The organism is Variovorax sp. YR216 (assembly GCF_900107745.1).
Taxonomy (GTDB): Bacteria; Pseudomonadota; Gammaproteobacteria; order Burkholderiales; family Burkholderiaceae_C; genus Variovorax.
The window spans coordinates 44,780-70,007 of record NZ_FNRO01000014.1; the positions used below are offsets into that span (position 1 = coordinate 44,780).

At 67.2% G+C, this 25,228-nt stretch carries 22 protein-coding genes; 12 read left to right on the forward strand and 10 right to left on the reverse strand.

Translation table 11 applies throughout. The features are described 5' to 3' along the window. From lptE to gshB, 7 genes are all read left to right on the forward strand, one after another. The gene (lptE, locus tag BLW05_RS26185; RefSeq protein WP_093166507.1) at window positions 1-510 is read left to right on the forward strand and encodes an LPS-assembly lipoprotein LptE; all 510 of its coding nucleotides are present in this window, start codon (window positions 1-3) and stop codon (window positions 508-510) included. Window positions 511-638: 128 nt separating this feature from the next. After that, window positions 639-1,685 (forward strand): DNA polymerase III subunit delta, encoded by a 1,047-nt coding sequence (gene holA / locus BLW05_RS26190; RefSeq protein WP_093166508.1) that lies wholly within the window; start codon window positions 639-641, stop codon window positions 1,683-1,685. A gap of 154 nt (window positions 1,686-1,839) precedes the next feature. Next, complete coding sequence (locus BLW05_RS26195; RefSeq protein WP_093166509.1) at window positions 1,840-3,126, forward strand: glutamate-5-semialdehyde dehydrogenase; 1,287 nt, start codon at window positions 1,840-1,842, stop codon at window positions 3,124-3,126. Window positions 3,127-3,322: 196 nt separating this feature from the next. Further along, window positions 3,323-4,618, forward strand: coding sequence for a glutamate--cysteine ligase (gene gshA, locus BLW05_RS26200; protein WP_093166510.1), 1,296 nt, complete (start codon window positions 3,323-3,325; stop codon window positions 4,616-4,618). Between the two features lie 152 nt (window positions 4,619-4,770). Beyond that, complete coding sequence (locus BLW05_RS26205) at window positions 4,771-6,639, forward strand: potassium transporter Kup (protein ID WP_093166511.1); 1,869 nt, start codon at window positions 4,771-4,773, stop codon at window positions 6,637-6,639. A 131-nt stretch (window positions 6,640-6,770) separates the two neighbouring features. Beyond that, the gene (locus BLW05_RS26210; RefSeq protein ID WP_093166512.1) at window positions 6,771-7,982 is read left to right on the forward strand and encodes a benzoate/H(+) symporter BenE family transporter; all 1,212 of its coding nucleotides are present in this window, start codon (window positions 6,771-6,773) and stop codon (window positions 7,980-7,982) included. Window positions 7,983-8,138: 156 nt separating this feature from the next. Continuing rightward, window positions 8,139-9,089: a glutathione synthase gene (gene gshB, locus BLW05_RS26215; RefSeq protein ID WP_093166513.1), complete on the forward strand. Its 951-nt coding sequence runs from the start codon at window positions 8,139-8,141 to the stop codon at window positions 9,087-9,089. Window positions 9,090-9,178: 89 nt separating this feature from the next. Here gshB and BLW05_RS26220 read toward each other — a convergent pair whose 3' ends face one another. Together BLW05_RS26220 and BLW05_RS26225 are read right to left on the reverse strand one after the other, a co-directional pair. Continuing rightward, window positions 9,179-9,943: a class II glutamine amidotransferase gene (locus tag BLW05_RS26220; RefSeq protein ID WP_093166514.1), complete on the reverse strand. Its 765-nt coding sequence runs from the start codon at window positions 9,941-9,943 to the stop codon at window positions 9,179-9,181. A 135-nt stretch (window positions 9,944-10,078) separates the two neighbouring features. Further along, window positions 10,079-11,551 (reverse strand): DHA2 family efflux MFS transporter permease subunit, encoded by a 1,473-nt coding sequence (locus BLW05_RS26225; RefSeq protein WP_093166515.1) that lies wholly within the window; start codon window positions 11,549-11,551, stop codon window positions 10,079-10,081. Window positions 11,552-11,662: 111 nt separating this feature from the next. Between BLW05_RS26225 and BLW05_RS26230 the strand changes: the two genes are divergently transcribed. After that, complete coding sequence (locus tag BLW05_RS26230) at window positions 11,663-12,892, forward strand: zinc-binding metallopeptidase family protein (RefSeq protein WP_093166516.1); 1,230 nt, start codon at window positions 11,663-11,665, stop codon at window positions 12,890-12,892. Here the strand turns inward: BLW05_RS26230 and BLW05_RS26235 are convergent. The 6 genes from BLW05_RS26235 to BLW05_RS26260 form a co-directional block, all read right to left on the reverse strand. After that, window positions 12,883-13,110 (reverse strand): cysteine-rich CWC family protein, encoded by a 228-nt coding sequence (locus BLW05_RS26235; protein WP_093166517.1) that lies wholly within the window; start codon window positions 13,108-13,110, stop codon window positions 12,883-12,885. The genes BLW05_RS26230 and BLW05_RS26235 overlap by 10 nt on opposite strands. Continuing rightward, on the reverse strand, window positions 13,110-14,366 hold the full coding sequence (locus BLW05_RS26240) for a 6-phosphofructokinase (protein WP_093166518.1): 1,257 nt from the start codon (window positions 14,364-14,366) through the stop codon (window positions 13,110-13,112). The genes BLW05_RS26235 and BLW05_RS26240 overlap by 1 nt, the downstream gene beginning before the upstream one ends. A gap of 53 nt (window positions 14,367-14,419) precedes the next feature. Then, entirely contained in the window at window positions 14,420-15,583 is a 1,164-nt protein-coding gene (locus tag BLW05_RS26245; RefSeq protein WP_093166519.1) for an acyl-CoA dehydrogenase family protein, read from the reverse strand. Window positions 15,584-15,588: 5 nt separating this feature from the next. Next, window positions 15,589-16,386, reverse strand: a complete 798-nt coding sequence (locus BLW05_RS26250; protein WP_093166520.1) for an enoyl-CoA hydratase-related protein — start codon at window positions 16,384-16,386, stop codon at window positions 15,589-15,591. Window positions 16,387-16,388: 2 nt separating this feature from the next. Next, the gene (locus tag BLW05_RS26255; RefSeq protein WP_093166521.1) at window positions 16,389-17,567 is read right to left on the reverse strand and encodes an acetyl-CoA C-acetyltransferase; all 1,179 of its coding nucleotides are present in this window, start codon (window positions 17,565-17,567) and stop codon (window positions 16,389-16,391) included. Window positions 17,568-17,657: 90 nt separating this feature from the next. Then, window positions 17,658-17,975 (reverse strand): DUF2917 domain-containing protein, encoded by a 318-nt coding sequence (locus BLW05_RS26260; RefSeq protein ID WP_093166522.1) that lies wholly within the window; start codon window positions 17,973-17,975, stop codon window positions 17,658-17,660. A gap of 80 nt (window positions 17,976-18,055) precedes the next feature. Between BLW05_RS26260 and BLW05_RS26265 the strand changes: the two genes are divergently transcribed. After that, a complete protein-coding gene (locus BLW05_RS26265) occupies window positions 18,056-18,991 on the forward strand; it encodes a LysR substrate-binding domain-containing protein (protein WP_093166523.1) in 936 nt (311 codons plus the stop codon). A 66-nt stretch (window positions 18,992-19,057) separates the two neighbouring features. Further along, the gene (locus tag BLW05_RS26270) at window positions 19,058-19,846 is read left to right on the forward strand and encodes a ProQ/FINO family protein (RefSeq protein ID WP_093166524.1); all 789 of its coding nucleotides are present in this window, start codon (window positions 19,058-19,060) and stop codon (window positions 19,844-19,846) included. 64 nt (window positions 19,847-19,910) lie between these two features. Here the strand turns inward: BLW05_RS26270 and BLW05_RS26275 are convergent, their stop codons facing one another. Together BLW05_RS26275 and BLW05_RS26280 are read right to left on the reverse strand one after the other, a co-directional pair. Continuing rightward, the gene (locus BLW05_RS26275) at window positions 19,911-22,085 is read right to left on the reverse strand and encodes a malate synthase G (RefSeq protein WP_093166525.1); all 2,175 of its coding nucleotides are present in this window, start codon (window positions 22,083-22,085) and stop codon (window positions 19,911-19,913) included. Between the two features lie 173 nt (window positions 22,086-22,258). Further along, a complete protein-coding gene (locus tag BLW05_RS26280) occupies window positions 22,259-22,999 on the reverse strand; it encodes an IclR family transcriptional regulator (RefSeq protein ID WP_093166526.1) in 741 nt (246 codons plus the stop codon). 107 nt (window positions 23,000-23,106) lie between these two features. On the opposite strand from BLW05_RS26280, the gene BLW05_RS26285 reads away from it, so the two are divergent. Both BLW05_RS26285 and BLW05_RS26290 read left to right on the forward strand, forming a co-directional pair. Beyond that, window positions 23,107-24,039: a hydroxymethylglutaryl-CoA lyase gene (locus BLW05_RS26285; RefSeq protein WP_093166527.1), complete on the forward strand. Its 933-nt coding sequence runs from the start codon at window positions 23,107-23,109 to the stop codon at window positions 24,037-24,039. Next, window positions 24,032-25,222 carry a CaiB/BaiF CoA transferase family protein gene (locus tag BLW05_RS26290; RefSeq protein ID WP_093166528.1) on the forward strand — a complete coding sequence of 397 codons (1,191 nt, stop codon included), beginning with the start codon at window positions 24,032-24,034 and terminating at the stop codon, window positions 25,220-25,222. The genes BLW05_RS26285 and BLW05_RS26290 overlap by 8 nt, the downstream gene beginning before the upstream one ends. The last annotated feature ends 6 nt before the right edge of the window (window positions 25,223-25,228 follow it).

Below are 25,228 nucleotides of genomic sequence, written 5' to 3' on the forward strand. Positions count from 1 at the left end.
ATGGCGGCGATACAGCTTCGGTCGCGGCGCGGCCTTCTCATCGGTTTGTCCGGGGCGCTCGTGCTGGCGGGCTGCGGCTTCCAGTTGCGCAAGGCGCCGGAGTTCCAGTTCCAGAGCATCGCGGTCCCGGCCACGTCGTCGTTCGCGAACCAGGTCAAGCGCAATCTGCGCGCCACCGGAACGGTCGAGGTGGTGCCGACGGAACGGGTGGCGGACGCCCAGGCGGTGCTCGAGATCCTCGCCGAGAATCGCGAAGCGGTGGTGATCTCGACCAATGCCGCCGGACAGGTGCGAGAGCTTCAGCTGCGGCTGACGGTGCGCTTCCGGGTCCGCAGCAAGGACGGCAGGGAATTGCTGGCGCCGACCGAGATCAGCCAGTCGCGCGACATCACCTACAACGAAACGGCCGCACTCGCGAAGGAAGGCGAAACCGCGCTGCTGTACCGCGACATGGAGTCCGACATCGCGCAGCAGATCCTCCGTCGCCTGGCCGCGGCGAGACCGGCGTGACATGCTGACCCCCAGCCTCGCCCACTTCGTGTGGCTCTGCACCCCCTTGCAGGGGGCGCACCTGGCGGCCCGGCGAAGCCGGTTCCGCGGGTGCCCGCGAACTTGATCAGCAGGGCGGTGAAACACTGATGCAACTGGCGTCCGCACAACTGGCCGCGCACCTTGCCAAGCGGGTGGCGCCGCTCTACGTCATCCACGGCGACGAAGCGCTGCTCGCGCAGGAGGCGGCCGATGCGATCCGCGGCGCGGCGCGTGCACAGGGCTACACCGAGCGCAGCGCCTACACCGTTTCCGGCGCGCACTTCGACTGGAGCGCGGTGCTCGCGGCGGGCGGATCGCTGAGCCTCTTCGCCGACCGCCAGATTGTGGAAATCCGCATCCCCTCGGGCAAGCCGGGCAAGGACGGTAGCGCAGCGCTCCAGCAGATCGCCGAGGCCGCCCAGGGCAACGACAGCACGCTCACGATGGTGATGCTGCCGCGCCTGGACAAGGCGACCCGCACGGGCGCGTGGTTCGGGGCGCTCGAAGGCAACGGCGTGAGCATCCAGGTCGACACGGTCGAGCGCTCCGCCTTGCCGCAATGGATCGCGCAGCGGCTCGCGCAGCAGGGCCAGCGCGTGAAGGCCGGCGAGGAGGGCCAGCGCACGTTGCAGTTCTTCGCCGACCGGGTCGAGGGCAACCTGCTCGCGGCGCATCAGGAGATCCAGAAGCTCGCGCTGCTGCACCCCGAGGGCGAACTGAGCTGGGAGCAGGTCGAGGCCGCGGTGAACAACGTCGCGCGGTACGACGTCTTCAAGCTGTCCGAGGCAGTGCTGGCGGGCAATCCGCAGCGGGTCGCGCGCATGCTCGACGGCCTGCAGGCGGAAGGCGAAGCCGAGGTGCTCGTGCACTACACGATCGCCGAGGACATCCGCGCCCTGAAGCGGGTCAAGGATGCAATGGCCGCCGGCCGGCCGCTGCCGATGGCGCTGCGCGAGAACCGGATCTGGGGCCCTCGCGAACGGGCTTTCGAACGGGTACTGCCCCGGCTCGACGACCGGGCGCTGGCCCGCATGCTGCGCGCGGCGCATGTGGTCGACGGCATCGTCAAGGGCCTGAAGCAGCCCGACTGGCCGGCCGACGGCTGGCAGGCGCTGCAGCGGTTGGCGCTGATGCTCTGCAGAAGTTGTAGATAACCCCCCAACCTCGGCCTCACCCCCAGCCTCGCCCACTTCGTGTGGCTCTGCACCCCCTTCCAGGGGCAATCCCAGCGGCCCGGCCAAGCCGGTTCCGCGGGATTTCTGGGCTTTGGCTGTGCCAGATTGGGAGGGGGGCGACAATCGGGGGGTTATGAACATGTTCAACGTCTCCGAATACATGCAGACGCTCGGTCTGCAGGCCAAGACGGCGTCGGCCCAGATGGCGCGGGCGGATGCGGCCACCAAGAACAAGGCGCTGAAGGCGCTCGCACGCCGCCTGCGCGAGGCCGGCAGCGCCCTGGCTGACGCCAACGCACAGGATCTGGCCCGCGCCACCGCCGCCGGACTGTCGGCGCCGATGGTCGACCGGCTCAAGCTCACCCCCAAGGTCATCGAAACCGTGGCCCAGGGCTGCGAGCAGCTCGCGGCCATGCCGGACGTCATCGGCGAAGTCATCGGCATGAAGCAGCAGCCCAGCGGCATCCGGGTCGGCCAGATGCGGGTGCCGATCGGCGTGTTCGGCATGATCTACGAGAGCCGGCCCAACGTGACGATCGAGGCGGCCAGCCTCGCGATCAAGAGCGGCAATGCAGCCATCCTGCGCGGCGGCTCGGAAGCCATCGAATCGAACAAGGCGCTCGCCCAGCTCGTGGCGGATTCACTTTCCGAAGCCGGGCTGCCGGCCGCGGCGGTCCAGCTCGTCCAGACGACCGACCGCGAGGCCGTGGGCCAGCTCATCGCGATGCCTGCCTTCGTGGACGTCATCATTCCGCGCGGCGGCAAGGGGCTGATCGAACGCATCAGCCGCGAAGCCAAGGTGCCGGTCATCAAGCACCTCGACGGCAACTGCCACGTCTATGTGGACGATACGGCCGAGCTGGACATGGCGCTGCGCATCGTCGACAACGCCAAGACGCAGAAGTACAGCCCCTGCAACGCCGCCGAAGGCCTGCTGGTGGCCGCATCGATCGCCGAGACCTTCCTGCCCGAGATCGGTGCGATCTTCGCGGCCAAGGGCGTGGAGATGCGCTGCGATCCGGCGGCCGGAAGCATCCTGCGCGAAGCGCTGCACGGGACCGGCAAGGTGGTGGATGCCGTCGAGTCGGACTGGTCGGAGGAATACCTCGCCGCGGTCATCAGCATCAAGGTGGTCGAGGGCGTGGACGAGGCCATTGCGCACATCAACCACTACTCGAGCCATCACACCGATGCGATCGTCACGCGCGACCACATGAACGCCCAGCGCTTCCTGCGCGAGGTGGATTCGGCGAGCGTGATGGTCAACGCGAGCACCCGTTTCGCGGACGGGTTCGAGTTCGGGCTCGGCGCTGAAATCGGCATCAGTACGGACAAGTTCCACGCGCGTGGGCCGGTCGGCATCGAAGGCCTGACCTCGTTGAAGTACGTCGTCCTCGGTCAGGGCGAGACGAGAAGCTGACCCCCAGCCTCGCCCACTGCGTGTGGCTCGGACACCCCCTTGCAGGGGGCAACACCGGTGGCCCGGCGGAGCCGGTTCCACGGTGTTTCCGAAATAAGAACAATGCGGGGCGGGGCGGCCGCTTGTCATCGGGGCGTTCGACCCCAAAATCTACAATCCGCCTCAGCCCTCGCTACAAATCCAACAAGGCCGCCGCATGGTCCCGCATCTCGTCACCGCCCTCACCGGCCCGATCAATGAGCTCGAGCAGCGAGTGCTCGACTCCACGCCGGCCATCGAGCGCTGGTTCCGCCTCGAATGGATGGAGCACACCCCGCCGTTCTACAGCTCGGCGGACATTCGCAATGCGGGCTTCAAGCTGGCGCCGGTCGACACCAATCTCTATCCGCGCGGCTGGAATCACCTGACGCACGAGATGCTGCCGCTGGCGGTGCAGGCCGCCCAGGCCGCGATCGAGAAGATCTGCCCCGAGGCGCGCAACCTGCTGGTGATCCCCGAGAACCATTCGCGCAACACCTTCTACCTGGCCAACGTGGCGCAACTGGTGCGCATCTTCCACATGGCCGGGCTGAACGTGCGGGTGGGGTCGATCGACCCGGCGATCAAGTCGCCCAAGAAGATCGAACTGCCCAACGGCGACACGGTGTGCCTGGAGCCTGTGGTGCGCAGCAAGCGCCGCCTGGGGCTCAAGCATTTCGACCCGTGCACCATCCTGCTCAACACCGACCTCTCGGCCGGCGTGCCGGGCATTCTTGAAGAGTTGCACGAGCAGTACCTGCTGCCGCCGCTGCACGCGGGCTGGCCGATGCGGCGCAAGAGCAACCACCTGCACAGCTATGAAGAAGTCTCCAAGCGCTTCGGCAAGCTGCTGGGCATCGATCCGTGGCTGATCAATCCCATGTACGCCAAGGTGGGCGAGGTCAACTTCGCCAACGGCGACGGCGTCGACGTGCTGACCAGCCACGCCGATGCGCTGCTGACCAAGATCCGCCGCAAGTACAAGGAATACGGCATCAACGAGAAGCCGTTCGTGGTCGTCAAGTCCGACAACGGCCGCAGCGAGATGGGCGTCGTGACCGTGCGCGACGCCAAGGAAATCGAGGCGCTGGCCCGCAAGCTCAAGCCGCGCGCCGGTACCGCCAGGAGCCCTGCCGAGCGGTGCGAGCTCATCGTGCAGGAAGGCGTGCTCACCAAGGAGCGGGTGCACGACGGCGTCGCCGAGCCGGTGGTCTACATGATGGACCGCTACGTGGTGGGCGGCTTCTACCGGGTGCATGCCGACCGGAACCCGGACGAGGACCTCAAGATCCCTGGCGCCAGCTTCGTTCCGCTGGCTTTTTCCGAGAGTGCGCACTTGCCCCAGCCGGGCGCCAAGCCGGGCGCGAGCGCCCCGAACCGGTTCTACATGTACGGCGTGATCGGCCGGCTTGCCATGGTCGCCGCCAGCTACGAGCTCGAGGCGACCAACCCGGACGCCGAAATCTACGAATGATTGGCTCCGCCATCTTGCGGGCCGTGCCGGCGGCGGCAAAATAGCGACCCCATACCAACGCAAACCAACCAGGGCGGAGGCGATGCGGCGGCTGCGAGGCCGGCGACGCGCCGGATCGTGCCGCACGTTCCAGGGCCCTGTGCATCGTCCCCGTGTCCGCCCCTAAATCCCTCTCCCCTGCGTTGATCCTCGCGGCGATCGGCGTCGTCTATGGCGACATCGGCACCAGCGTCCTGTATGCGGTCAAGGAAGTGTTCGGGCATGGGCACGTGCCTTTCACGATCGAGAACGTCTACGGCATCCTGTCGATGTTCTTCTGGACGCTCACGATCATCGTCTCGATCAAGTACGTCGTGCTGGTGCTCCGGGCCGACAACGAAGGCGAAGGCGGGCTGGTGGCCATGCTCGCGCTGGCTTCGCAGGCGGTGGTCGACAAGCCGCGGCTGCGCCATGTGCTGCTGGTGGTCGGCGTCTTCGGCACCTCGCTTTTCTATGGCGACGGCGTGATCACACCGGCGATCTCGGTGCTTTCTGCGGTCGAAGGCCTGGAGGTGGTTTCGCCCCAATTCGTGCATTACGTCATTCCGATCACGCTGGTCGTCCTGTTCTGCCTGTTCGCGCTCCAGAAGCACGGCACCGCCGGCATCGGCCGCTTCTTCGGCCCGATCACGCTGACGTGGTTCCTGGTCATCTCGCTGCTCGGCGTCTCGCAGATCCTGACGCATCCCGAGATCCTGAAGGCGGTCAGCCCGCATTACGCGCTGCGATTCATCTGGCTCAACCCGGGCACCAGCTTCATCATTCTTGGCGCCACCGTGTTGTGCGTGACCGGCGCCGAGGCGCTTTACGCCGACCTCGGGCATTTCGGCAAGAGACCGATCCGGGTCGCATGGTTCTCGGTCGTGATGCCGGCGCTGACGCTCAACTACTTCGGGCAGGGCGCGCTGCTGCTGGAGAACCCCGAGGCGGTGAAGAACCCGTTCTTCATGATGGCGCCTGATTGGGCACTGCTGCCGCTGGTGTTCCTCGCGACGGCCGCGACGGTGATTGCCTCGCAGGCCCTGATCACCGGCGCGTTCAGCGTGACGCGGCAGGTGATCCAGCTCGGCTACCTGCCGCGCCTGAACATCGAGCACACCAGCGTGCGCACCGCCGGCCAGATCTACATACCTTTCGTGAACTGGGGCCTGTTCGTCGCGATCGTGCTTGCGGTGGTGATGTTCCGGTCGTCGAGCAACCTGGCCGCGGCCTACGGCATTGCGGTGACCACCGACATGCTGATCACCACGGTGCTGACCTTCTTCGTGATCCGCTACGCCTGGAAGTACCCGCTCGCCCTGTGCGTCGCGGCGACCGGTGCGTTCTTCGTGGTCGACTTCATGTTCTTCGCCTCGAACCTGCTGAAGCTCTTCGAGGGCGGCTGGTTCCCGCTGCTGATCGGCGGCTCGGTCTTCCTGCTCATGCTGACCTGGAAAGAAGGACGGCGCCTCATGGGCGAGGCGCAACTGGCCGAGGCCATCGACCTGCGCAGCTTCCTGGACTCCGTCTTCGTCAGCCCGCCGGCCCGCGTCGACGGCACCGCGGTCTTCATGACGGCGGAGCCGGGCGTGGTGCCGAACGCGCTGCTGCACAACCTCAAGCACAACAAGGTGATGCACGACCAGAACCTGTTCGTCACCGTGCGCAATCACGAGGTGCCCTGGATCCCCATGGACAAGCGCATCGAGATGGAGCCGCTGGGCCACCACTGCTGGCAGGTCGTGGTGCACTACGGCTTCAAGAACGATGTCGACATCCCACGTGCGCTCGAGAATGCACGCCTGCGCGGCTGCCAGCTCGAGACTATGACGACCAGCTACTTCCTGTCGCGCGACGTCGTCATCCCGACGCTCGGCAGCGGCATGGCGCCCTGGCGCGAGAAGCTCTTCGCTCAGATGCACCACAGCGCGAGCGGCGCGGCGGACTTCCTGGGGCTGCCTAACAACGCGGTGGTGGAACTCGGCTCAAAAATCGAAATTTAGCTCGCCCCCCAGCCTCGCCCACTTCGTGTGGCTCGGGCAGCCCCCCTACCGGGGGGGCAACACCAGAGGCCCGGCGGAGCCGGTTCCTCGGTGTTCCTGGCAGGGGTCCGACACGCCGGCACAATCCGGGGATGCGATTTTTCAAGGATTTGAGTCTGTCGGCGTTCACCGCCGGTTTTGTGGCGGTGCTCGTGGGCTTCACGAGTTCGGTGGCGATCGTGTTCCAGGCGGCGCAGGCTTTCGGGGCCACGCCGGAGCTGATTTCTTCGTGGATGTGGGCGCTGGGTCTCGGCATGGGGCTCGCATCGGCGCTGCCTTCCCTGTGGTGGCGCAAGCCTGTGATGATCGCGTGGAGCACACCGGGCGCGGCGGTGCTCGCGGTTGCGGGCGCGGGCTATTCGATGCACGAGGCGGTGGGCGCCTTCATCGTCTGCGCGCTGCTGATGACGGTCGCGGGCGCCACCGGCTGGTTCGCGCGCGTGATGAACCGGATTCCGATGGCGCTGGCTTCGGCGCTGCTGGCCGGCGTGCTGGCGCGCTTCGGCCTGCAGGCTTTCATCGCGGCCCAGACGGCGCTGCCGCTGGTGCTGTTGATGCTCGGCACCTATCTGGTCGGCAAGCGTGCCCTGCCGCGCTACGCGGTGCCGCTGACCTTGCTGGTGGCGATCGTCTTTGTGGCGGCACGCGGCCAACTCGCCTGGAGTGCGGTGCATTTCAGCGTCGCGATGCCGGTGTTCACGATGCCTGTGTTCAGCTGGCAGGCGGTGGTGAGCCTCGCATTGCCGCTCTTCGTGGTGACCATGGCGTCGCAGAATCTCCCCGGCGTCGCGGCCATCCGCGCGGCGGGCTACGAGCTGCCGGTGTCGAAGCTCATCACGATCAGCGGGCTGGCCACGCTGGTGCTCGCGCCTTTCGGCGCGTTCGCGCTCAACCTCAGCGCGATCACGGCCGCGATCTGCATGGGCCGCGAGGCCCACGAAGATCCGGCGCGCCGCTACACCGCGGCAGTGAGCTGCGGCGCGATCTACGTGGTGATCGGCCTGTTCGGCGCGGCGGTCACGGGGCTGCTGACGGCGTTCCCCAAGGAACTGGTCGCCGCGATCGCGGGGCTGGCGCTGCTCGGCACCATCGGCAGCGGGCTGGCTGCGGCGGTGCGTGACGAATCGCATCGCGAGGCCGCGCTCATCACCTTCCTGATCACGCTCTCGGGCGTGACGCTGCTGGGCATCGGCTCCGCCTTCTGGGGCGTGGTGGCGGGCGCTGCCGCGCTGGGCATCCAGCGGATCGGGCGCAAACCCTTCACCGGCAAGGACATCGCGACTGCCTGCAAGATCCTCAAATGAAGCTCACCCCCAGCCTCGCCCACTTCGTGTGGCTCGGACACCCCCTTCCAGGGGGCAACCCCAGCGGCCCGGCCGAGCCGGTTCCACGGGGTTCTTGGTTCTACATGTGCCCGTTTCATGCGCCGCTGGCGGCGTGCAACCCTATAGACAACTGACATGCACTTCCTCTTCGTCGCCGATCCGATCGAGCATTTCAAGATCTACAAGGACACCACCTTCTCGATGATGCGGGAGGCCCAGCGCAGAGGCCATGCAGTCTCGGTGTGCGAGCCGCGCCACATGAGCTGGCAGCGCGGCCGGCCTGTCACGGCCAAGGTGCGGAAGATCACGCTGACCGGTTCGGCGGACGCGTGGTTCCGCGACGAGGCTGCCGAAGAGCTTGCGCTGCATTCGTTCGACGCGGTGCTGATGCGCAAGGACCCGCCCTTCGACGCCGAATACATCTACGCCACGCACCTGCTCGAGCAGGCCGAGCGCGAAGGTGCCCGCGTGATCAACAAGCCGAGCGCGTTGCGCGACCATCCCGAGAAGCTCGCGATCATGGAGTTCTCGGAGTTCACCACGCCCACGCTGGTCACGCGTGATCCGGCCGCGGTGCGCGCCTTTCATGCCGAGCACCAGGACATCATCCTCAAGCCGCTGGACGGCATGGGCGGCATGGGCATCTTCCGCGTCAAGGCCGACGGGCTGAACCTCGGCTCGATCACCGAGACGCTCAACAAGGACGGCGCGGAAACGATCATGGTGCAGCGCTTCGTGCCCGAGATCGTGCAGGGCGACAAACGGGTGCTGGTGATCGGCGGCAAGCCGGTGCCCTACAGCCTGGCGCGCATTCCGCAGGGTTCGGAGGTGCGCGGCAATCTCGCCGCCGGCGGCAAGGGCGTGGCGCAGCCGCTGACCGAGGACGACCGCCGCATTGCCGAGGCGATCGGTCCGGTGCTCGCCGAGCGCGGGCTGCTGCTGATCGGGCTCGACGTGATCGGCGGCTCGCTGACCGAGATCAACGTCACCAGCCCGACCTGCTTCCAGGAGATCACCGAGCAGACCGGCTTCGACGTGCCGTCGATGTTCATCGACGCGCTGGAAGCGGCGGTAAAAAGAGCCTGACCGCGATCGCCGTAGCTCGCCTCATGCCAAGGCGCCTGCGGAACCGGCTCGGCTGCGGCGTTGTTTTTTTGATCAGTCGGTGGTGCGGGTCAGCCGCTGCGGCGGCCATCCACGAACACCATCAGCTCCTGCGGCGCGAAGGCCGTCCAGGTCTCGTTCGTGGTCAGCGGCGAGGTCACGACGACCGCGACCCGGTCGGCCGGTGTCGTGTGGTGGGCAAAATCGATGCTCAGGTCTTCGTCGGCCAGCTGCGCGGTGAGGAAGGGATGCTTGCGCTCGATGTACCAGAGGTTCGTCGAGGCGTGCGCCCACAGTGCCTGCCCGTTCGACAGCATGAAGTTGAAGGTGCCGTGTGCAGCCAGTCTGGGCGCCAGCTCGCGCAGCGTCAGCGTGAGTTCCTCGACGCTCGGGACGTCGGCATGCGACTTGGCCAGCTCCTGCATGATCCAGCAGAAGGCGTGTTCGCTGTCGGTGTTGCCGACCGGGTGGAAGTTGCCGTGCAGACGCGGGCGGAAATCCTTCAGGTCGCCGTTGTGGGCGAACACCCAGTAGCGCCCCCACAGCTCACGCACGAAGGGATGGCAGTTCTGCAGGTTCACCGCGCCCTGCGTGGCCTTGCGGATGTGGGCGATGACGTTGCGGCTTTGAATGGGATAGCGGCGGATCAGCTCGGCCACCGGCGATTCGCAGGCGGGCTGGTGGTCCACGAAATGCCTGAGCCCCCGGTCCTCGAAGAACGCGATGCCCCAGCCGTCCGCGTGATGGTCGGTGCGTCCGCCGCGCTGCGCGAACCCCGTGAAGCTGAAGGTCACGTCGGTCGGCGTGTTGCAGTTCATTCCCAGTAGCTGACACATCCTTGAAGCTTACCCCCAGCCTCGCCCACTGCGTGTGGCTCGGGCACCCCCTTTCAGGGGGCGCTCCCGGCGGCCCGGCGAAGCCGGTTCCGCGGGAGCCCTGGAGCGCGGCGCGCGCTGCGCGCAGCCGTCGGGTCAGCTGGCGGCTTGCTCGTCGAGCTTCTGCGGGGACTTCTCGCGCAACTGCCATGCGGCGCAGATCGCGAGCGCGCAGACGGCGGCGAGCATGACGAAGACCTCGTCGAAGGCGGCGAGGCGCGCCGGGCTGCTGGCGGCGTTGGCCAGCGAATCGCCGTGCGCGGCCAGGCGCCATTCGAGGATGACCGCACACAGGCTGACGCCTGCCGCGCCGCCGAGCATGCGCAGGAAATTGATGGAACTGGCACCCTGCGGAATCATGGGCTTGGGAAGCGGCCGCATCGCGCCAAGATTGAGCGATGGCAGGATGAAGCCGAGTCCGATGCGGCCGACGACCGCAAAGGCGACCAGCAGCCAGAGCCCGCTGTCCAGGTGGAGCACGATCATCAGCGCAAAGGACGCGGCGAGCAGCAGCAGGCCGGTGCATACCAGCAGATAGGTCGGGTGCCTGTCCGCGAGCCGCCCGACGCCCGCGATGGTGAAGGCCAGGACAATCCCCGCCGGCAGCAGGATGGTGCCCACGTGCGACGCCGAAAGCTGGAGCCCGACTTGCATGTACACCGGCAGCAGGTAGGTCGAGCCGAACAGCGCGGTGCCGTAGATGAAGGCGACGATGCTGCCCATCGCGAACTGCCGGTGATGGAAGAGCGCGAGGTTCATCAGCGGCTCGCCGCCCGCCGCCGCGAACCGTCGCTCCCAGGCGAGGAAGGCACCGAAGGCCACGCCCGCCGCGGCGAGCAGGGCGGTGGACTGCGTCGCCGAATCGCCACGCAGTTCGACCAGCCCGTTCAGCAGGCACAGCGTGCCGATGGTGCCGAGCGTGAGGCCGCGCCAGTCGAGCCCGCTGCTGCGCGATGCCGCGACACCGCCCGGCGCGGTGGTCGGCACGAACTTGTAGGCCAGCCAGATCGAGCTGACGCAGAACGGCACCACCATGAAGAAGATCGAGCGCCAGCCGAACAGGTCGACCAGCACGCCGCCGATGCTCGGCCCTACCGCCGGCGCGAGCACCACGCCCATGCCGAAGATGCCGCTCGCGCGGCCCTGCTCGTGCGGCTCGAAGGCGCGCAGGATGATGATCGCCGGGATCGGTTGCACCACCCCGGCCGCCAGCCCCTCGGCCACGCGCGCGAGCAGCACCAACGAGAAGTTCGTCGCCAGCCCGCCGGTCAGGCCGCCGGCCAGCAGCAGCACCATCGTGCCCACATAGGTGCGCCGGTAGCCATACCGGGCGAGCAGCCACGGCGTGGTGAGCATCGACACCGTCATGGCCACCATGAAGCCCGAACTGACCCATTGCGCACGCTCCTGGCCGAGCGAGAAATGGTGGCTCATGCCCGGTATGGCCACGTTGACGATGGTGGAGGACATGATCGAAGCCATCACCCCCACCATGACGGAAACCAGCAGAAGCCAGCGGTAGCGCTTGCCGTAGCGGGCACTCAGGGATTGCACAGGAGGATTGTTCATGGGGCGAGGCCGGGTCGGGCCGTCCTACAAGCATATCGGCGTTTGGGACGCGGTCCGCGTCGGCTGGCGCCCCACAATGGGCCCGCGCCGATCGCGACGAAAGACCACGCCATGGAATCCCGGAACGACGACAACATCGAAAGCAAGGAAGAAGCCGCGCAGTCGCTCGCCGCCGAATTCAAGGCGCCAACCGTCACACGCGCCTACCAGTGCCAGTGCGGACGGCCGGTTTTCCTCGCCAACAGTCGCTGCCTCGCCTGCCAGACGCCGCTTGGCTATGTCGTCGAGCAACTCGGCGTCGTGCCGCTCGCGCCGGCGACGCATGATGGCGCGGATCCCGACACCTTCACCGTGTTCGGCGACACGGGCGGCAGGGCCTACCGACACTGCGCGAACCTGATGACGCCTTCGGCCTGCAACTGGATGGTGCCGGCCCCGCGCGAAGGCGACGACCCTTCCTTCAACACCGACGGGCTGACCCCCGGCATGTGCCTCGCGTGCAGCGTGACGCGCACCATTCCGGACCTGGCCGTCGAAGGCAATGGCGACCGATGGCGCAGCCTGGAGCTGGCGAAGCGGCGACTGCTCTCGCAGCTTCTTGCGCTGAGGCTGCCGGTGGTCACGCGGCTGAGCGACCCGGCGCACGGCCTGGCCTTCGACTTCCTGAGCAGCATGCCCGGCGAGCCGCATGTGCTCACCGGCCACGACATGGGCGTCATCACCCTCAACGCCGAGGAGGCGCAGGACGATGTGCGCGAACGCATCCGCGCCGAGATGCGCGAGCCGTATCGCACCCTGCTCGGCCACTTCCGCCACGAAGTCGGGCACTACTACTGGGATCTGCTGGTGCACCCGACGCCGTGGATCGATGGCTTCCGCACGCTCTTCGGCGATGAACGCGAGGACTATGCCGCCGCGCTGCGCAAGCACTACGACAACGGCGCGCCGGCGGACTGGGCCGATCGCTTCGTCACCAGCTATGCGAGCGCGCATCCATGGGAGGACTGGGCCGAAACCTGGGCGCACTACCTGCACATGGCGGACACGGCGGACACGGCGCTGAGCTTTGGCGTCGACGCGCGCAACGTCGAGCTCGCGAGCGATCTCTTCGAGCCGGCGGATCTCTGGCAGCCGGACCATCCGCAGGCGGGGCAGTTCCTCGACTTCCTCAACGGCTGGGTGCGCCTCACGAACGTGCTCAACGAGCTGTCGCGCAGCATGGGGCAGCCCGACTACTACCCCTTCGTGCTGCCGCGCGTGGCCGTGGGCAAGCTGCAGTTCATCCATCAGGTGATCGCGCAGGAGCGCGACCCCCAGCCCCAGTCCGAACCTCAGGCCTGAACCACCGCCAGCGCCGCGCATCGCGCGCAGATACAGGCGAGCCCGCGCTTCTCCTGCGGCACCCTGGCCAGCAGTTCGGGGCTGAAACTGAATTCCGCCGCCATGCACCAGCACGGTGGCTGCTTCTGGCCGGTTTCGCGCTCGACGTCCATCGCGCAGCGATTGGCCTCGCCGCACAACGGGCAGCGAGATGCATCGACGCCGGGAGATTCGCTCATCACGCCTTCTCGAAAGCGGGCAGCTTCTTCGCTACCGGGTGATTCTCGAGCGTCACGTACACCGGCAGGCCGTGGCTGTAAGCCGGATAGTCCTCGCCCTGGATCAACGGCAGCAGATAGCGCCGGCACTTGTCGGTAATGCCCCAGCCGTCCTCGGAGATGAAATCGCGCGGCATGAACTTCTCGGTGTTCGCGACCGCGTCGAGCGGCGCGGTGCCGATGCGGTACTGGTACGGCTCGTCGGCAATGCGCTCGATGGTCGGCATCACCGCGTTCTTGCCTTCCAGTGCCAGCTCGACCGCGCGCTGCCCGAGTTCATAAGCCTGCTTCACGTCGGTGGCCGACGCAATGTGGCGCGCCGCGCGCTGCAGGTAGTCGGCCACCGCCCAATGGAACTTGTGGCCCAGCGCTTCCTTCACCATCTGCGCCACCACCGGCGCCGCGCCGCCGAGCTGCGCATGGCCGAACGCGTCCTTCGTGCCCTGTTCGGCGATGAAGGTGCCGTCGGGGTGATGGCAGCCTTCGGACACCACCACGGTGCAGTAGCCGTGGTACTTCACCAGTGCGTCCACGCGTGCCAGGAACGCCGGCTGGTCGAACGGGATTTCCGGGAACAGGATGACCACCGGCACGCCTTGATCCGCGACCAACCCGCCGGCCGCTGCGATCCATCCCGCATGCCGTCCCATCACCTCGATCACGAACACCTTGGTCGAGGTGGCCGCCATCGAGCGCACATCCATGGAGGCTTCGAGCGTCGACACCGCCACGTACTTCGCGACCGAGCCGAAGCCCGGGCAGCAGTCGGTTATCGGCAAGTCGTTGTCGATGGTCTTGGGCACATGGATGGCCTGCAGCGGATAGCCCATCGACTGCGACAGCTGGCTCATCTTGAAGCAGGTGTCGGCCGAGTCGCCGCCGCCGTTGTAGAAGAAGTAGCCGATGTCGTGCGCCTTGAAGACCTCGATCAGGCGCTCGTACTCGCGCCGGTTCTTTTCGAGCGACTTGAGCTTGTAGCGGCACGAGCCGAACGCGCCGGAAGGCGTCGTGCGCAGCGCGGCGATCGCTTCGGCTGATTCGCGGCCGGTGTCGATCAGATCCTCCGCGAGCGCGCCGAGGATGCCGTTGCGGCCCGCGTACACGGTGCCGATGCGGTCAGGGTGCCGGCGCGCCGTTTCAATGACGCCGCAGGCCGACGCATTGATCACGGAGGTGACGCCGCCGGACTGGGCGTAGAAGGCGTTGAGGGTGGGCATGCGGCATTCTCCCGCAGCCCCTTGCACCGCGCCAGTGGCGCGAACTCAGCGGTTCAACGACCTGGAAGGCCCATCGAACGCGTGATCACCTCCTTCATGATCTCGTTCGTGCCGCCGTAGATGCGCTGCACCCGTGCATCCGCATAGGCGCGTGTCACGGGGTACTCCCACATGAAGCCGTAGCCGCCGTGCAGCTGCACGCACTCATCCATGACCTTGCATTGCAGGTCGCTGGTCCAGTACTTGGCCATGCTCGCGGTCGCCGTGTCGAGCTTCTCCTGCATGAGCAGCTCGATGCACTTGTCGACGAACACGCGCGCAACCTGCACTTCCGTCTGCAATTCGGCGAGCGTGTAGCGCGTGTTCTGGTAGGCGGCCACCGGCTGGCCGAAGACCTTTCGGTCCTTCACGTAGGCCACGGTCTGGTCGATCGCCGACTGCGACGCCGCCACCGCGCCGATCGCGATCTGGAGCCGTTCCCACGGCAACTGCTCCATCAGGCAGACGAAGCCGCGGTTCTCCTGCGCCGCGCCGCCGAGCAGCGCGTCCGCCGGCACGCGCACATCGTTGAAGAACAGCTCGGACGTGTCCTGTGCCTTCAGTCCGAGCTTCTTCAGCCGCTTGCCTTTCTCGAAGCCGGGCATGCCGCGCTCGATCAGGAAGAGGCTGGTGCCCTTCGCGCCGCCGGCCGGATCGGTCTTCGCGACCACGATCACGAGGTCCGAATGCCAGCCGTTGGTGATGAAGGTCTTGCTGCCGTTGAGCACGTAGCTCCCGTCCGGCTGCTGGATCGCGGTGGTGCGCACCGCCTGCAAGTCGCTGCCGGCGGAAGGCTCGCTCATCGCGATCGCGCCGATCATCTCGCCGCTCGCGAGCTTGGGCAGGTAGTGCTGCTTCTGCGCCTCGGTGCCGTAGTTCAGGATGTACGGCGCCACGATCTCGCTGTGCAGCCCGAAGCCGATGCCGGTGAAGCCGCGCGACCAGAGCTCCTCGAACTGGATCACCGAATAGAGCAGGTCGGCGCCGGAGCCGCCGTATTCCTCCGGCAGTGCCATGCAGAGAAATCCGTTCTCGCCGGCCTTGTTCCACACGGCGCGATCGACGTAGCCCTGGTCTTCCCAGGCTTCGTGGAAAGGCGCGATCTCCTTGTCCATGAAGCGGCGGAAGCTGTCGCGGAAGGCCTCGTGGTCGGGCGTGAAAAGTGTGCGTTCGATCATCGGGTTCAGCGTGGAGGAAAGACGGGGACGCGCTTCTGCAGGAAGGCCATCACGCCCTCGGCGAACGTCGGCTTGTCGAGCAACTCGCGCTGGCGCTCGCTCTCGTAGTGCAGTTGCTCGGAGAGCGAATGGTGCTCCGACACTTCGATGGCCTTGCGTGCTTCGAGCACCGCATGCGCCGGCAGCCGTGCGAGGCGCTGCGCGATCTTCAGCGCTTCGAGCAGAAGCAGCCCATCGTCGATGCAGGCCCAGATCAGGCCCCATTGCGCTGCCATCTCCGCGCCGAGCTTTTCGTCGAGAAGCGCCATGCCCAGTGCGCGCGCCGGCCCGACGCGGCGCGGGATGAACCAGGTGCAGCCGAGGTCCGGCACGATCCCCAGCTTGGGCAGGAAGGGCAGATAGAAGTACGCGCTGCGCGCCGCCACCACGATGTCGCATGCCAGCGCCACGCCCACGCCCGCGCCCGCCGCAGGCCCGTTGACAGCGCAGACCACCGGCACCGGCAGCGCGCGGATTTCCTCGATCAACGGATGGCTCATCGACTGCATCCATTCGGCGGTGCGATTGCCGAGCGTCTTGCCGTCGTCGGGCGGATTCATCGCGCTCAGGTCCGCGCCCACGCAGAAGGCCTTGCCCGCGCCGGTGAGCACCACCGCGCGCACCTCGTTGTGCATGCGCACCCGCGCGAGGCTGTCGCGTAGCCCCTCCTGCAATTCGAGCGCGATCGGGTTCAGCTTGGCCGGCAGGTTGAGCGTGATCGTCGCGATGCCGTCATTGACTTCGTAGAGAACGCTGTCGTTCATGCTCACAGCCTCTCCACGATGGTGACGTTGGCCATGCCGCCGCCTTCGCACATGGTCTGCAGGCCGTAGCGCTTGCCGCGCTGGCCGAGCGCGTTGACCAGCGTGGTCATCAGCTTGGTGCCCGATGCGCCCAGCGGATGGCCGAGCGCGATCGCGCCACCGTTGACGTTGAGCCGCGCCGGATCGGCGCCCAGCTTCTGCAGCCATGCGAGCGGCACCGGCGCGAAAGCCTCGTTGACCTCGAAGAGATCGATGTCGTCGATCTTCATGCCGGCTTTCTGCAGCGCACGTGCGGTGGCCGGGATCGGCGCCTCCAGCATGATCACCGGGTCGTGCCCCATCACGCTCATGTGGTGGATGCGCGCGAGCGGCTTCACGCCCAGCGCCTTCAAGCCGCGCTCGTTGACCACCAGCACGCCGCTGGCGCCGTCGCAGATCTGGCTCGCGGTCGCGGCGGAGCAGCGGCCGCCTTCGGCGATCAACTTCACGCCGGCGATGGACTCCAGCGTGGCATCGAAGCGGATGCCTTCGTCGATGGTGTGCATCTCGCCGCTCGCCGAACCGTCGGCGAGGCGGATATCGACCGGCACGATCTCGTCCTTGAACGCGCCTTCACGGGTCGCCGCGATCGCGCGCCTGTGGCTTTCGAGGGCGTAGCGGTCGAGCGCGTCCTTCTCGATGCCGTAGTTCCGCGCGATCAATTCCGCGCCGGTGAACTGGCTGAACTCGACGCCCGGGTAGCGCTTCTGCATCGCGGGGCTCATGTAGATGCCGAGTCCGGCCTTCGCCGGCAGGGCGTTGGGCGTGAACATCGGCACGCGCGTCATGCTTTCGACGCCCGCGGCGATCACCGCGTCCATCGCGCCCGACATCACCGCCTGCGCAGCGAAATGCAGTGCCTGCTGCGACGAGCCGCATTGCCGGTCGACCGACGTGCCCGGCACCGATTCGGGCAGCTTCGATGCGAGCACCGCGTTGCGCGCGACATTGGTCGCCTGTTCGCCGACCTGGCTCACGCAACCGAGGATCACGTCTTCGACGGCGGCCGGATCGATGCCGCTGCGCGCGACCAGTGCGTCGATGACCTGCGCGGCGAGATCGACCGGGTGCCAGCCCGCGAGCTTGCCGCCGCGACGGCCGCCGGCGGTGCGGCCGGTGGCCACGATGAATGCTTCTGCCATGGAGAGTCCCTTCGTCCGAGTGATGAACCCGGCACGGAAGGCGCTCCACTGCCGGGCAAACGTCGATGGTTCGACGCCCGGCGGGTCAGGTCAAGCCGGGGACATCCCGTGGAGCCAGAGTCGCCAAGGTGACGCGATGCGCCGCGGGGCTTCCTGCGCGACCGCGACCGACAGCCGCCGCGCGGAGAAGCGCACGCAGGCGGGTTCCAGCGCCGCGACCAGCGCACGCTCGTGCGAGTCGCTGCGGAAGTGCTCGCCGGGGTTCAGGACGATGTCCCGCCGGTCATGGTCGATCGTGATCCACACCGCGCCGCTCTGGCACTCGATGTCGACCTCGTGCGCATCGGGCAGCGTGAAGATCGCCTTCTTCGGCAGGCTCAGGGAAAGACGTTGCGGGCGGGCGTTCATGGCGGCTCCTTGCATTCACTCTGCGAATGAATATAGTCATCGCTCCTCCTGCTGTCATACGGTCATTTGGAACTCGTTGCATGCGTGCAGAGAATGCGAAGCCCCTTCCGTCGCCGATGGCCGAGCTGCCGCCGCTTGAGCTTTTGCGCAGCTTCGAGGCCGCCGCGCGCACCCTCAGCTTCACCGAGGCGGCGGGCGAACTCTTCGTCACCCAGTCGGCGGTCAGCCGGCAGATCCAGCAACTCGAAGCGAGCCTGGGCGTGTTGCTCTTCGAGCGCCGCCATCGCGCGCTCGCGCTGACCGAGTCCGGCCGCATCTACCAGCGCGCCGTCGTCGAAAGCCTGGAGCGGCTGCGCGACGCCTCGGCCCGCGTGCGCGCCGTGCCCGCGTCGCGTCAGATCGCGCTCACCACCACGCCGGGCTTCGCGTCGCTGTGGCTCATTCCGCGCCTTGCGCGCTTCACGGCGGACCATCCGCTGGTCGACGTGCGGGTCTCGGCCACGCTCGAAGTCATGGACCTCGAACGCAGCCGGATCGACGTCGCGGTGCGCTTCGTGCCGATCGAGCGCGGCACCGGGCCGACGCTGTTCGAGGAATCGGTGATGCCGCTGTGCGCGCCGCATGTGGCCGCCGCCCTGCATGCGCCGGGTGATCTCGTCGATCAGACCCTGCTCACCGTCGATCTCCCGAACCACGCCGAAGCGCCCACCGCCGACTGGGAACCATGGCTCGAGGTGATGCGGCTCACCGACCTGCGCATGAAGAACACCATGCGCTTCACGCAGTACGCGGACGCAGTCGCCGCTGCGGTGGCGGGGCAGGGCGTGGTCATCGGGCGGCTGCCGCTGCTTCGCGAACTGGTGCGTTCGGGCCAGCTCGTGGCGCCTTTCGGCGAGGGGGCGGCGTCTCGCCGGGGCTATTTCATCGAGACATCGCGCCGCGCCGCCACCAATGCCGATGCGCAGGATTTCGTCCGTTGGCTGCGTGCCGAGGCCGAAGTGGCGCAGCGCGGCTGAGCAAGCGCATTAAAGTGGAGGGCTTGGCCGTTTCGGCGGTCTTGCATCCACCGACCAGATATTCCGATGACCTCGACGATCGACAACGACGCTGCCGCGCCTGCGGCTCCGGCTGCACCCACGGCGCCCGCCGCCCCCCGAAAGCGCCGCCGCCGCGGTGGGCAGAAATCAAGGCCCGCTGAGGCGAACGCCGGCCAGCAGCCTGCTGCGCAGCAACCCGCCCAGAAGGCCCAGAAGACCCCAAAAGGCCAACAGAAGCCCGCACGCAAGGTGCATCCGGTGCTCCAGCGCCTCTTCGAGCTCTATCCGAAGATGTTCGGCGCGCGCTTCCTGCCGCTGAAGCTCGGCGCCTACCAGGACCTGCTTGCCGCGCATCCCGATGAGTTCAAGAAGGAAGACCTCAAGATCGCGCTTGGCCTGCATGCGCGCTCCACGCGGTACCTGGAGGCCGTCGCCGCCGGCGAACAGCGCCATGACCTGAACGGCGTCCCGGTCGAGCCGGTCGCGCCGGAGCATGTGCACCACGCGATCCTCGAAGTCTTCAAGCGCCGGCAGGCGCGCACCGGGGAAGACCTGCGTCCCAAGCTGCGCGAGCGGCTGGTCGCGGCCATCGAAAGCTCGGGACTCACGCGCGAGGACTACGTGCTCGCGATGCGCGGCGGCGACGAGACGTCGAATGCGGTGCTCGACGAAGCCTTCGCCGAAGTCGGCGCGCGCAACGCCAAGCGCGAGGCGCTCCGGCGTGCGTTCGAGGCCAGCGGCAAGTCCGTCGTGGAATTTGCCGAGATGTACGGCATGGCGCCGGAGGACGTCGAGCGGACGCTGCAGCGCGCGGCGGCCAGCAAGACGGCCTGACGTCCCGCCGCACAAAGAAAGACGGCACCCCTGAGGTGCCGTTTTTTTCATTCTCCGAGGCGGCTCAGGCTCCAGCCTTCACCTTCAGGCGCCACGCATGCAGCAGCGGCTCGGTGTAGCCGCTCGGCTGCTCGACGCCCTTGAACACGAGATCCTGCGCCGCCTTGTACGCGGCCGAGGTGCCGAAGTTGCCGGCCATGTTCTTGTAGAGCGGGTCACCCGCGTTCTGCTGGTCGACCACGGCCGCCATGCGTTCGAACGTGGCGTTCACCTGTTCTTTGGTCACGACGCCATGCAGCAGCCAGTTGGCGATGTGCTGGCTGGAAATGCGCAGCGTCGCGCGGTCTTCCATCAGGCCCACGTTGTGGATGTCGGGCACCTTCGAGCAGCCGACGCCCTGGTCGATCCAGCGCACCACGTAGCCAAGGATGCCCTGCACGTTGTTGTCCAGCTCCTGCTGGCGTTCGGCATCGGTCCAGTTCACCGACGGCGCGACCGGCACCTTCAGCAGGTCGTTCAGGATGTTGTCGCGCTCGGCTTCGGCGTCGATCTTCTCGAGCTGCTTCTGCACGTCGGCCACGCTGACCTGGTGGTAGTGCAGCGCATGCAGTGTCGCGGCGGTCGGCGAGGGCACCCAGGCGGTGTTTGCGCCGGCCTTGGGGTGGCCGATCTTCTGCTCGAGCATCGCGGCCATCAGGTCGGGCATGGCCCACATGCCCTTGCCGATCTGCGCCTTGCCGCGCAGGCCGCACGAGAGGCCGACCAGCACGTTGTTCTTCTCGTAGGCCTGGATCCACGGCGTGGCCTTGATGTCACCCTTGCGCAGCATCGGACCGGCGTACATGGCGGTGTGCATCTCGTCGCCGGTGCGGTCGAGGAAGCCGGTGTTGATGAAGGCCACGCGCGCGGCCGCCTCGGCGATGCAGGCCTGGAGGTTCACGCTGGTGCGGCGCTCTTCGTCCATGATGCCGAGCTTCACCGTGTTGGCCGGCAGGTTGAGCACCTTCTCGACGGCGCCGAACAGCGCGCTCGCGAAGGCCACTTCGGCCGGGCCGTGCATCTTCGGCTTGACGATGTAGACGCTGCCGGTGCGCGAGTTGCCCTTGCGCTTGAGGTCGATGGTCGCGATGGTCGTGGTGATGACCGCGTCCATGATGCCTTCCGGAATCTCCTTGCCGTCGGCGTAGAGGATGGCCGGGTTGGTCATCAGGTGGCCGACGTTGCGCACGAACATGAGCGAGCGGCCATGCAGCTTGACCGGCTTGCCGTCGGCGCCGGTGTATTCGCGATCGGGGTTCAGGCCGCGGGTGAAGGTCTTGCCGCCCTTGGTGACTTCCTCCGTCAACGTGCCTTGCAGGATGCCGAGCCAGTTCGAATAGGCGAGCACCTTGTCTTCCGCATCGACCACGGCCACCGAGTCCTCGAGGTCGAGGATGGTCGAGAGCGCGGCTTCGAGCACCACGTCGCTCACGCCGGCCGCGTCGCTCTTGCCGATCGGCGTGCTGCGATCGATCTGGATGTCGAGGTGGATGCCGTTGTGCTTGAGCAGCACCGACTTCGGCGCAGCCGCGTCGCCCTGGTAGCCGATGAACTGATCGGGGTTCTTCAGGCCGGTGCTGCTGCTTTGCAGCGCGACCACGAGCTTGCCGCCCTCGACCTTGTAGCCGGTCGCGTTCTTGTGCGAGCCGTTTTCCAGCGGTGCGGCCTGGTCGAGCACGTTGCGAGCGAACTCGATGACCTTCGCGCCGCGCGCCGGGTTGTAGCCCTTGCCCTTCTCGGCGCCGCCGGTTTCGGGAATGGCGTCGGTGCCGTAGAGCGCGTCGTACAGCGAGCCCCAGCGTGCGTTCGCCGCGTTGAGCGCATAGCGGGCATTGAGGATCGGCACCACGAGCTGCGGGCCGGCCTGCAGCGCGAGTTCGGCATCGACATTGGCGGTGGTCGCCTTCACGCCCTGGGGCTGCGGCAGCAGGTAGCCGATCGATTCGAGGAAGGCGCGGTAGGCCGGCATGTCGGCGATCGGGCCGGGGTGTGCCTTGTGCCAGGTGTCCATCTCGGCCTGGATGCGGTCGCGCTCGGCCAGCAGCGCGATGTTCTTGGGCGCGAACTCGCTGACGATCGCGTCGAAGCCCTTCCAGAAGGTCGCGCTGTCCACGCCGGTGGCGGGCAGCACGGTGTCTTCGATGAAGCGGTGAAGCTCGGTGGCGACCTGAAGGCCGTGGACGGTGGTGCGGGCGGTCATGGTTCTTTCTCCTGGGGGAATACGGGGATTCAGCCGGTAACTTTATTCGATACCTGGCTGGCGAGTAATAGCCGAAATCGGGTTTTATCGATGACCAAAATGCAGGTAATCGGGGCGGCGCCCCGCCAAATGCGAGCGTACGCCGGGTGAGCGCCTGCTTCCAGAGTCGGTGGCTAAACGGTCCCGGTGAGCCGTTGTGCCGCCGCGCATACCGGCTCGATGTAGCGCTCGTCGTAGCGGTGCGCCGGCATCGTCAGCGTGACCGCTGCCGCGAGGCCCCCGTCTGCATGCAAGACCGGTGCCGAGATGCCACCGAGTTCGGCCGTGCGATCGCCGACCGCAGCGTAGTAACCCTGCGCGCGGATCGATTCGCAGAGCTTGCGTTCCTTCGCACTCCGCGGCCATTCGGCTTCGGGACCGAACGCGATGAGGACCCGTGCGCCCGCGCCCCGATCAGCCGGCAGCAGATCGCCGGCGCGGACGTGATCGCGCACCGGATGCGGCGAGTCGACCCGGTAGAGACACAGCCGCGCCCAGCCGTCGCCCTGCGGCTGCCGGACGTGGTACGCCGCGCTTTCGCCGGTGGCGGCAACAAGATCGCGCAACACTGGCATGACGACGCCTTCGAGCGAGAACGAAGCGGCGTACAGGCCGTGCAGCCGCGCGATTTCCGCGCCGAGCGCGTACCGGCCGTCCTCCTGCCGGCGGATCAGGCGCGCATGCTCCAGCGACGCCAGCAGCCGCAGCACGGTGCTCTTGTAGAGCTGCGTGCGTTCGGCAAACTGGGCGAGCGTCAACGCGCCATCTCCGGCCTGAAATGCCGCGAGAAGGCTCAGCGCGCGATCGACCGCAGCGGCACCGCCGGGCGCCGCGTTGAGGTCGGACGCCGATTCGATCTGGGCTTTGCGTGGCATGGGCTTCCTTGACAGCGGGGGCGATCGCCGGTCTAATTCTGTTCTATGGAATTTAGTTCTGTTAGATAGAACTGTCAATTCCATTCGAACCCTAGGAGACAGTTCCTGTGAATCCACCCGACATCCTCATCAGCGAGGTCGGTCCGCGCGATGGCCTGCAATCGGTCAAGGGCACCATGCCCACCGCGGACAAGCTGCGCTGGATCGACGCGCTCTACGCGGCCGGCGTGCGTGAAATCGAGGTTGCCTCGTTCGTGCCTGCGCGCTTGCTGCCCCAGATGGCCGACGCTGCCGATGTTGTTCGCCACGCGGTCACGCTGCCTGGCCTGACCGTGATGGCGCTTGTCCCCAACCGCAAAGGCGCCGAGGCGGCGCTCGCGGCTGGCGCGCACAAGCTGACGATGCCGGTGTCCGCGAGCGTGGCGCATTCGCTCGCCAATGTGCGCAAGACGCGCGAGGAAATGGTCGAGGAGGTTCGCGCCGTGTCCGACCTGCGCCGCGAGATCGCGCCGCACGTCAAGCTCGAGGCCGGCATTTCCACTGCCTTCGGCTGCACCTTGCAGGGCGATGTGCCGGAAGACGACGTGATCCAGCTCGCGGCGCAATGCATCGCGGCGGGGGCCGACGAGTCGGGGCTTTCCGACACCGTGGGCTATGCCAATCCCGCGCAGGTGCGCCGGCTGTTCCGCCGCCTGCGCGCCGAGATCGGCGACAAGGCCGGCGCGGCGCACATGCACAACACGCGTGGCCTCGGGCTGGCGAACTGCCTTGCGGCGTATGAAGAAGGCGTTCGTACCTTCGATGCATCGCTCGGTGGCCTCGGCGGCTGCCCCTATGCGCCCGGGGCCTCGGGCAATGTCGTCACCGAAGATCTCGTCTTCATGTTCGAGGCCATGGGCGTGCGCACCGGCATCGACATCCAGAAACTCATCGCGGCCCGCTCGCCGCTCATCGCCGGCCTGCCGGGCGAACCGGTCTACGGCATGACGCCCGAGGCCGGCCTGCCCAAGGGCTTCATGCAAGGAACCGTTCATGTCTGAACCCACCCCACTGCCTTACGCAGGCGTCCGCGTCGTCGAGTTCACCCACATGGTGATGGGGCCGACCTGCGGCATGCTGCTGGGCGACCTCGGCGCCGAGGTCATCAAGGTCGAGCCCATCGAAGGCGACAGCACCCGCCGCCTGCTGGGTTCGGGCGCGGGTTTCTTCCCGACCTTCAACCGCAACAAGAAGAGCATCGCGCTCGACCTCAAGCAGCCCGAAGGCGTGGAGGCCGCGCTGCGCCTGGTTGCCACCGCCGACATCGTGAGCGAGAACTTCAAGCCCGGCACGATGAAGAAGCTGGGGCTCGACTACGAGAGCCTGAAGAAGCTCAACCCGCGCCTCATCTACGTGAGCCACAAGGGCTTCCTGCCGGGCCCCTACGACCACCGCACCGCGCTCGACGAAGTGGTGCAGATGATGGGCGGCCTGGCCTACATGACCGGCCGCGTGGGCGACCCGCTGCGCGCCGGCACCAGCGTCAACGACATCATGGGCGGCATGTTCGGCGCGATCGGCGCGATGGCCGCGCTGCGCCAGCGCGAGCAGACCGGCCAGGGCTGCGAGGTGCAGTCGGCGCTGTTCGAGAACAACATCTTCCTCGTCGCGCAGCACATGATGCAGTTCGCCGCCACCGGCCGCGCGGCCGACCCGATGCCCAGCCGCATCTCGGCCTGGGGCATCTACGACGTCTTCACCGTGAAGGACGGCGAGCAGATCTTCCTCGCGGTGGTCAGCGACAAGCAGTGGGCGATCTTCTGCAAGGCCTTCGGGCTCGACGAGATGTTTGCCGACCCGCGCCTGGCGACCAACAACGACCGCGTGCTCGCCCGCGAATGGATGATGCCGATCCTGCGCTCGCAACTCGCGAATCGCAGCGCGGCGGAACTCAGCGCCGTGTTCGAGCAGAACGAACTGCCCTTCGCGCCCATCACCAAGCCCCAGGACCTGTTCGACGATCCGCACCTCAACGCCACTGGCGGCCTCGCGCCGGTGCGCATGAACGACGGCAGCGAGTCGAAGGTGCCGCTGATGCCGTTCACCATCGGCGGGGAACGGCTCGGCATCCACCAGCAGCCGCCGCTCATCGGTGAGCACACGGATGAACTGCTGCGTGAGGTCGGCTACAGCGATGGGCAGATCGCCACGCTCAAGACGAGTGCCGTCGCCCGGGGCGTTTGACCCCGA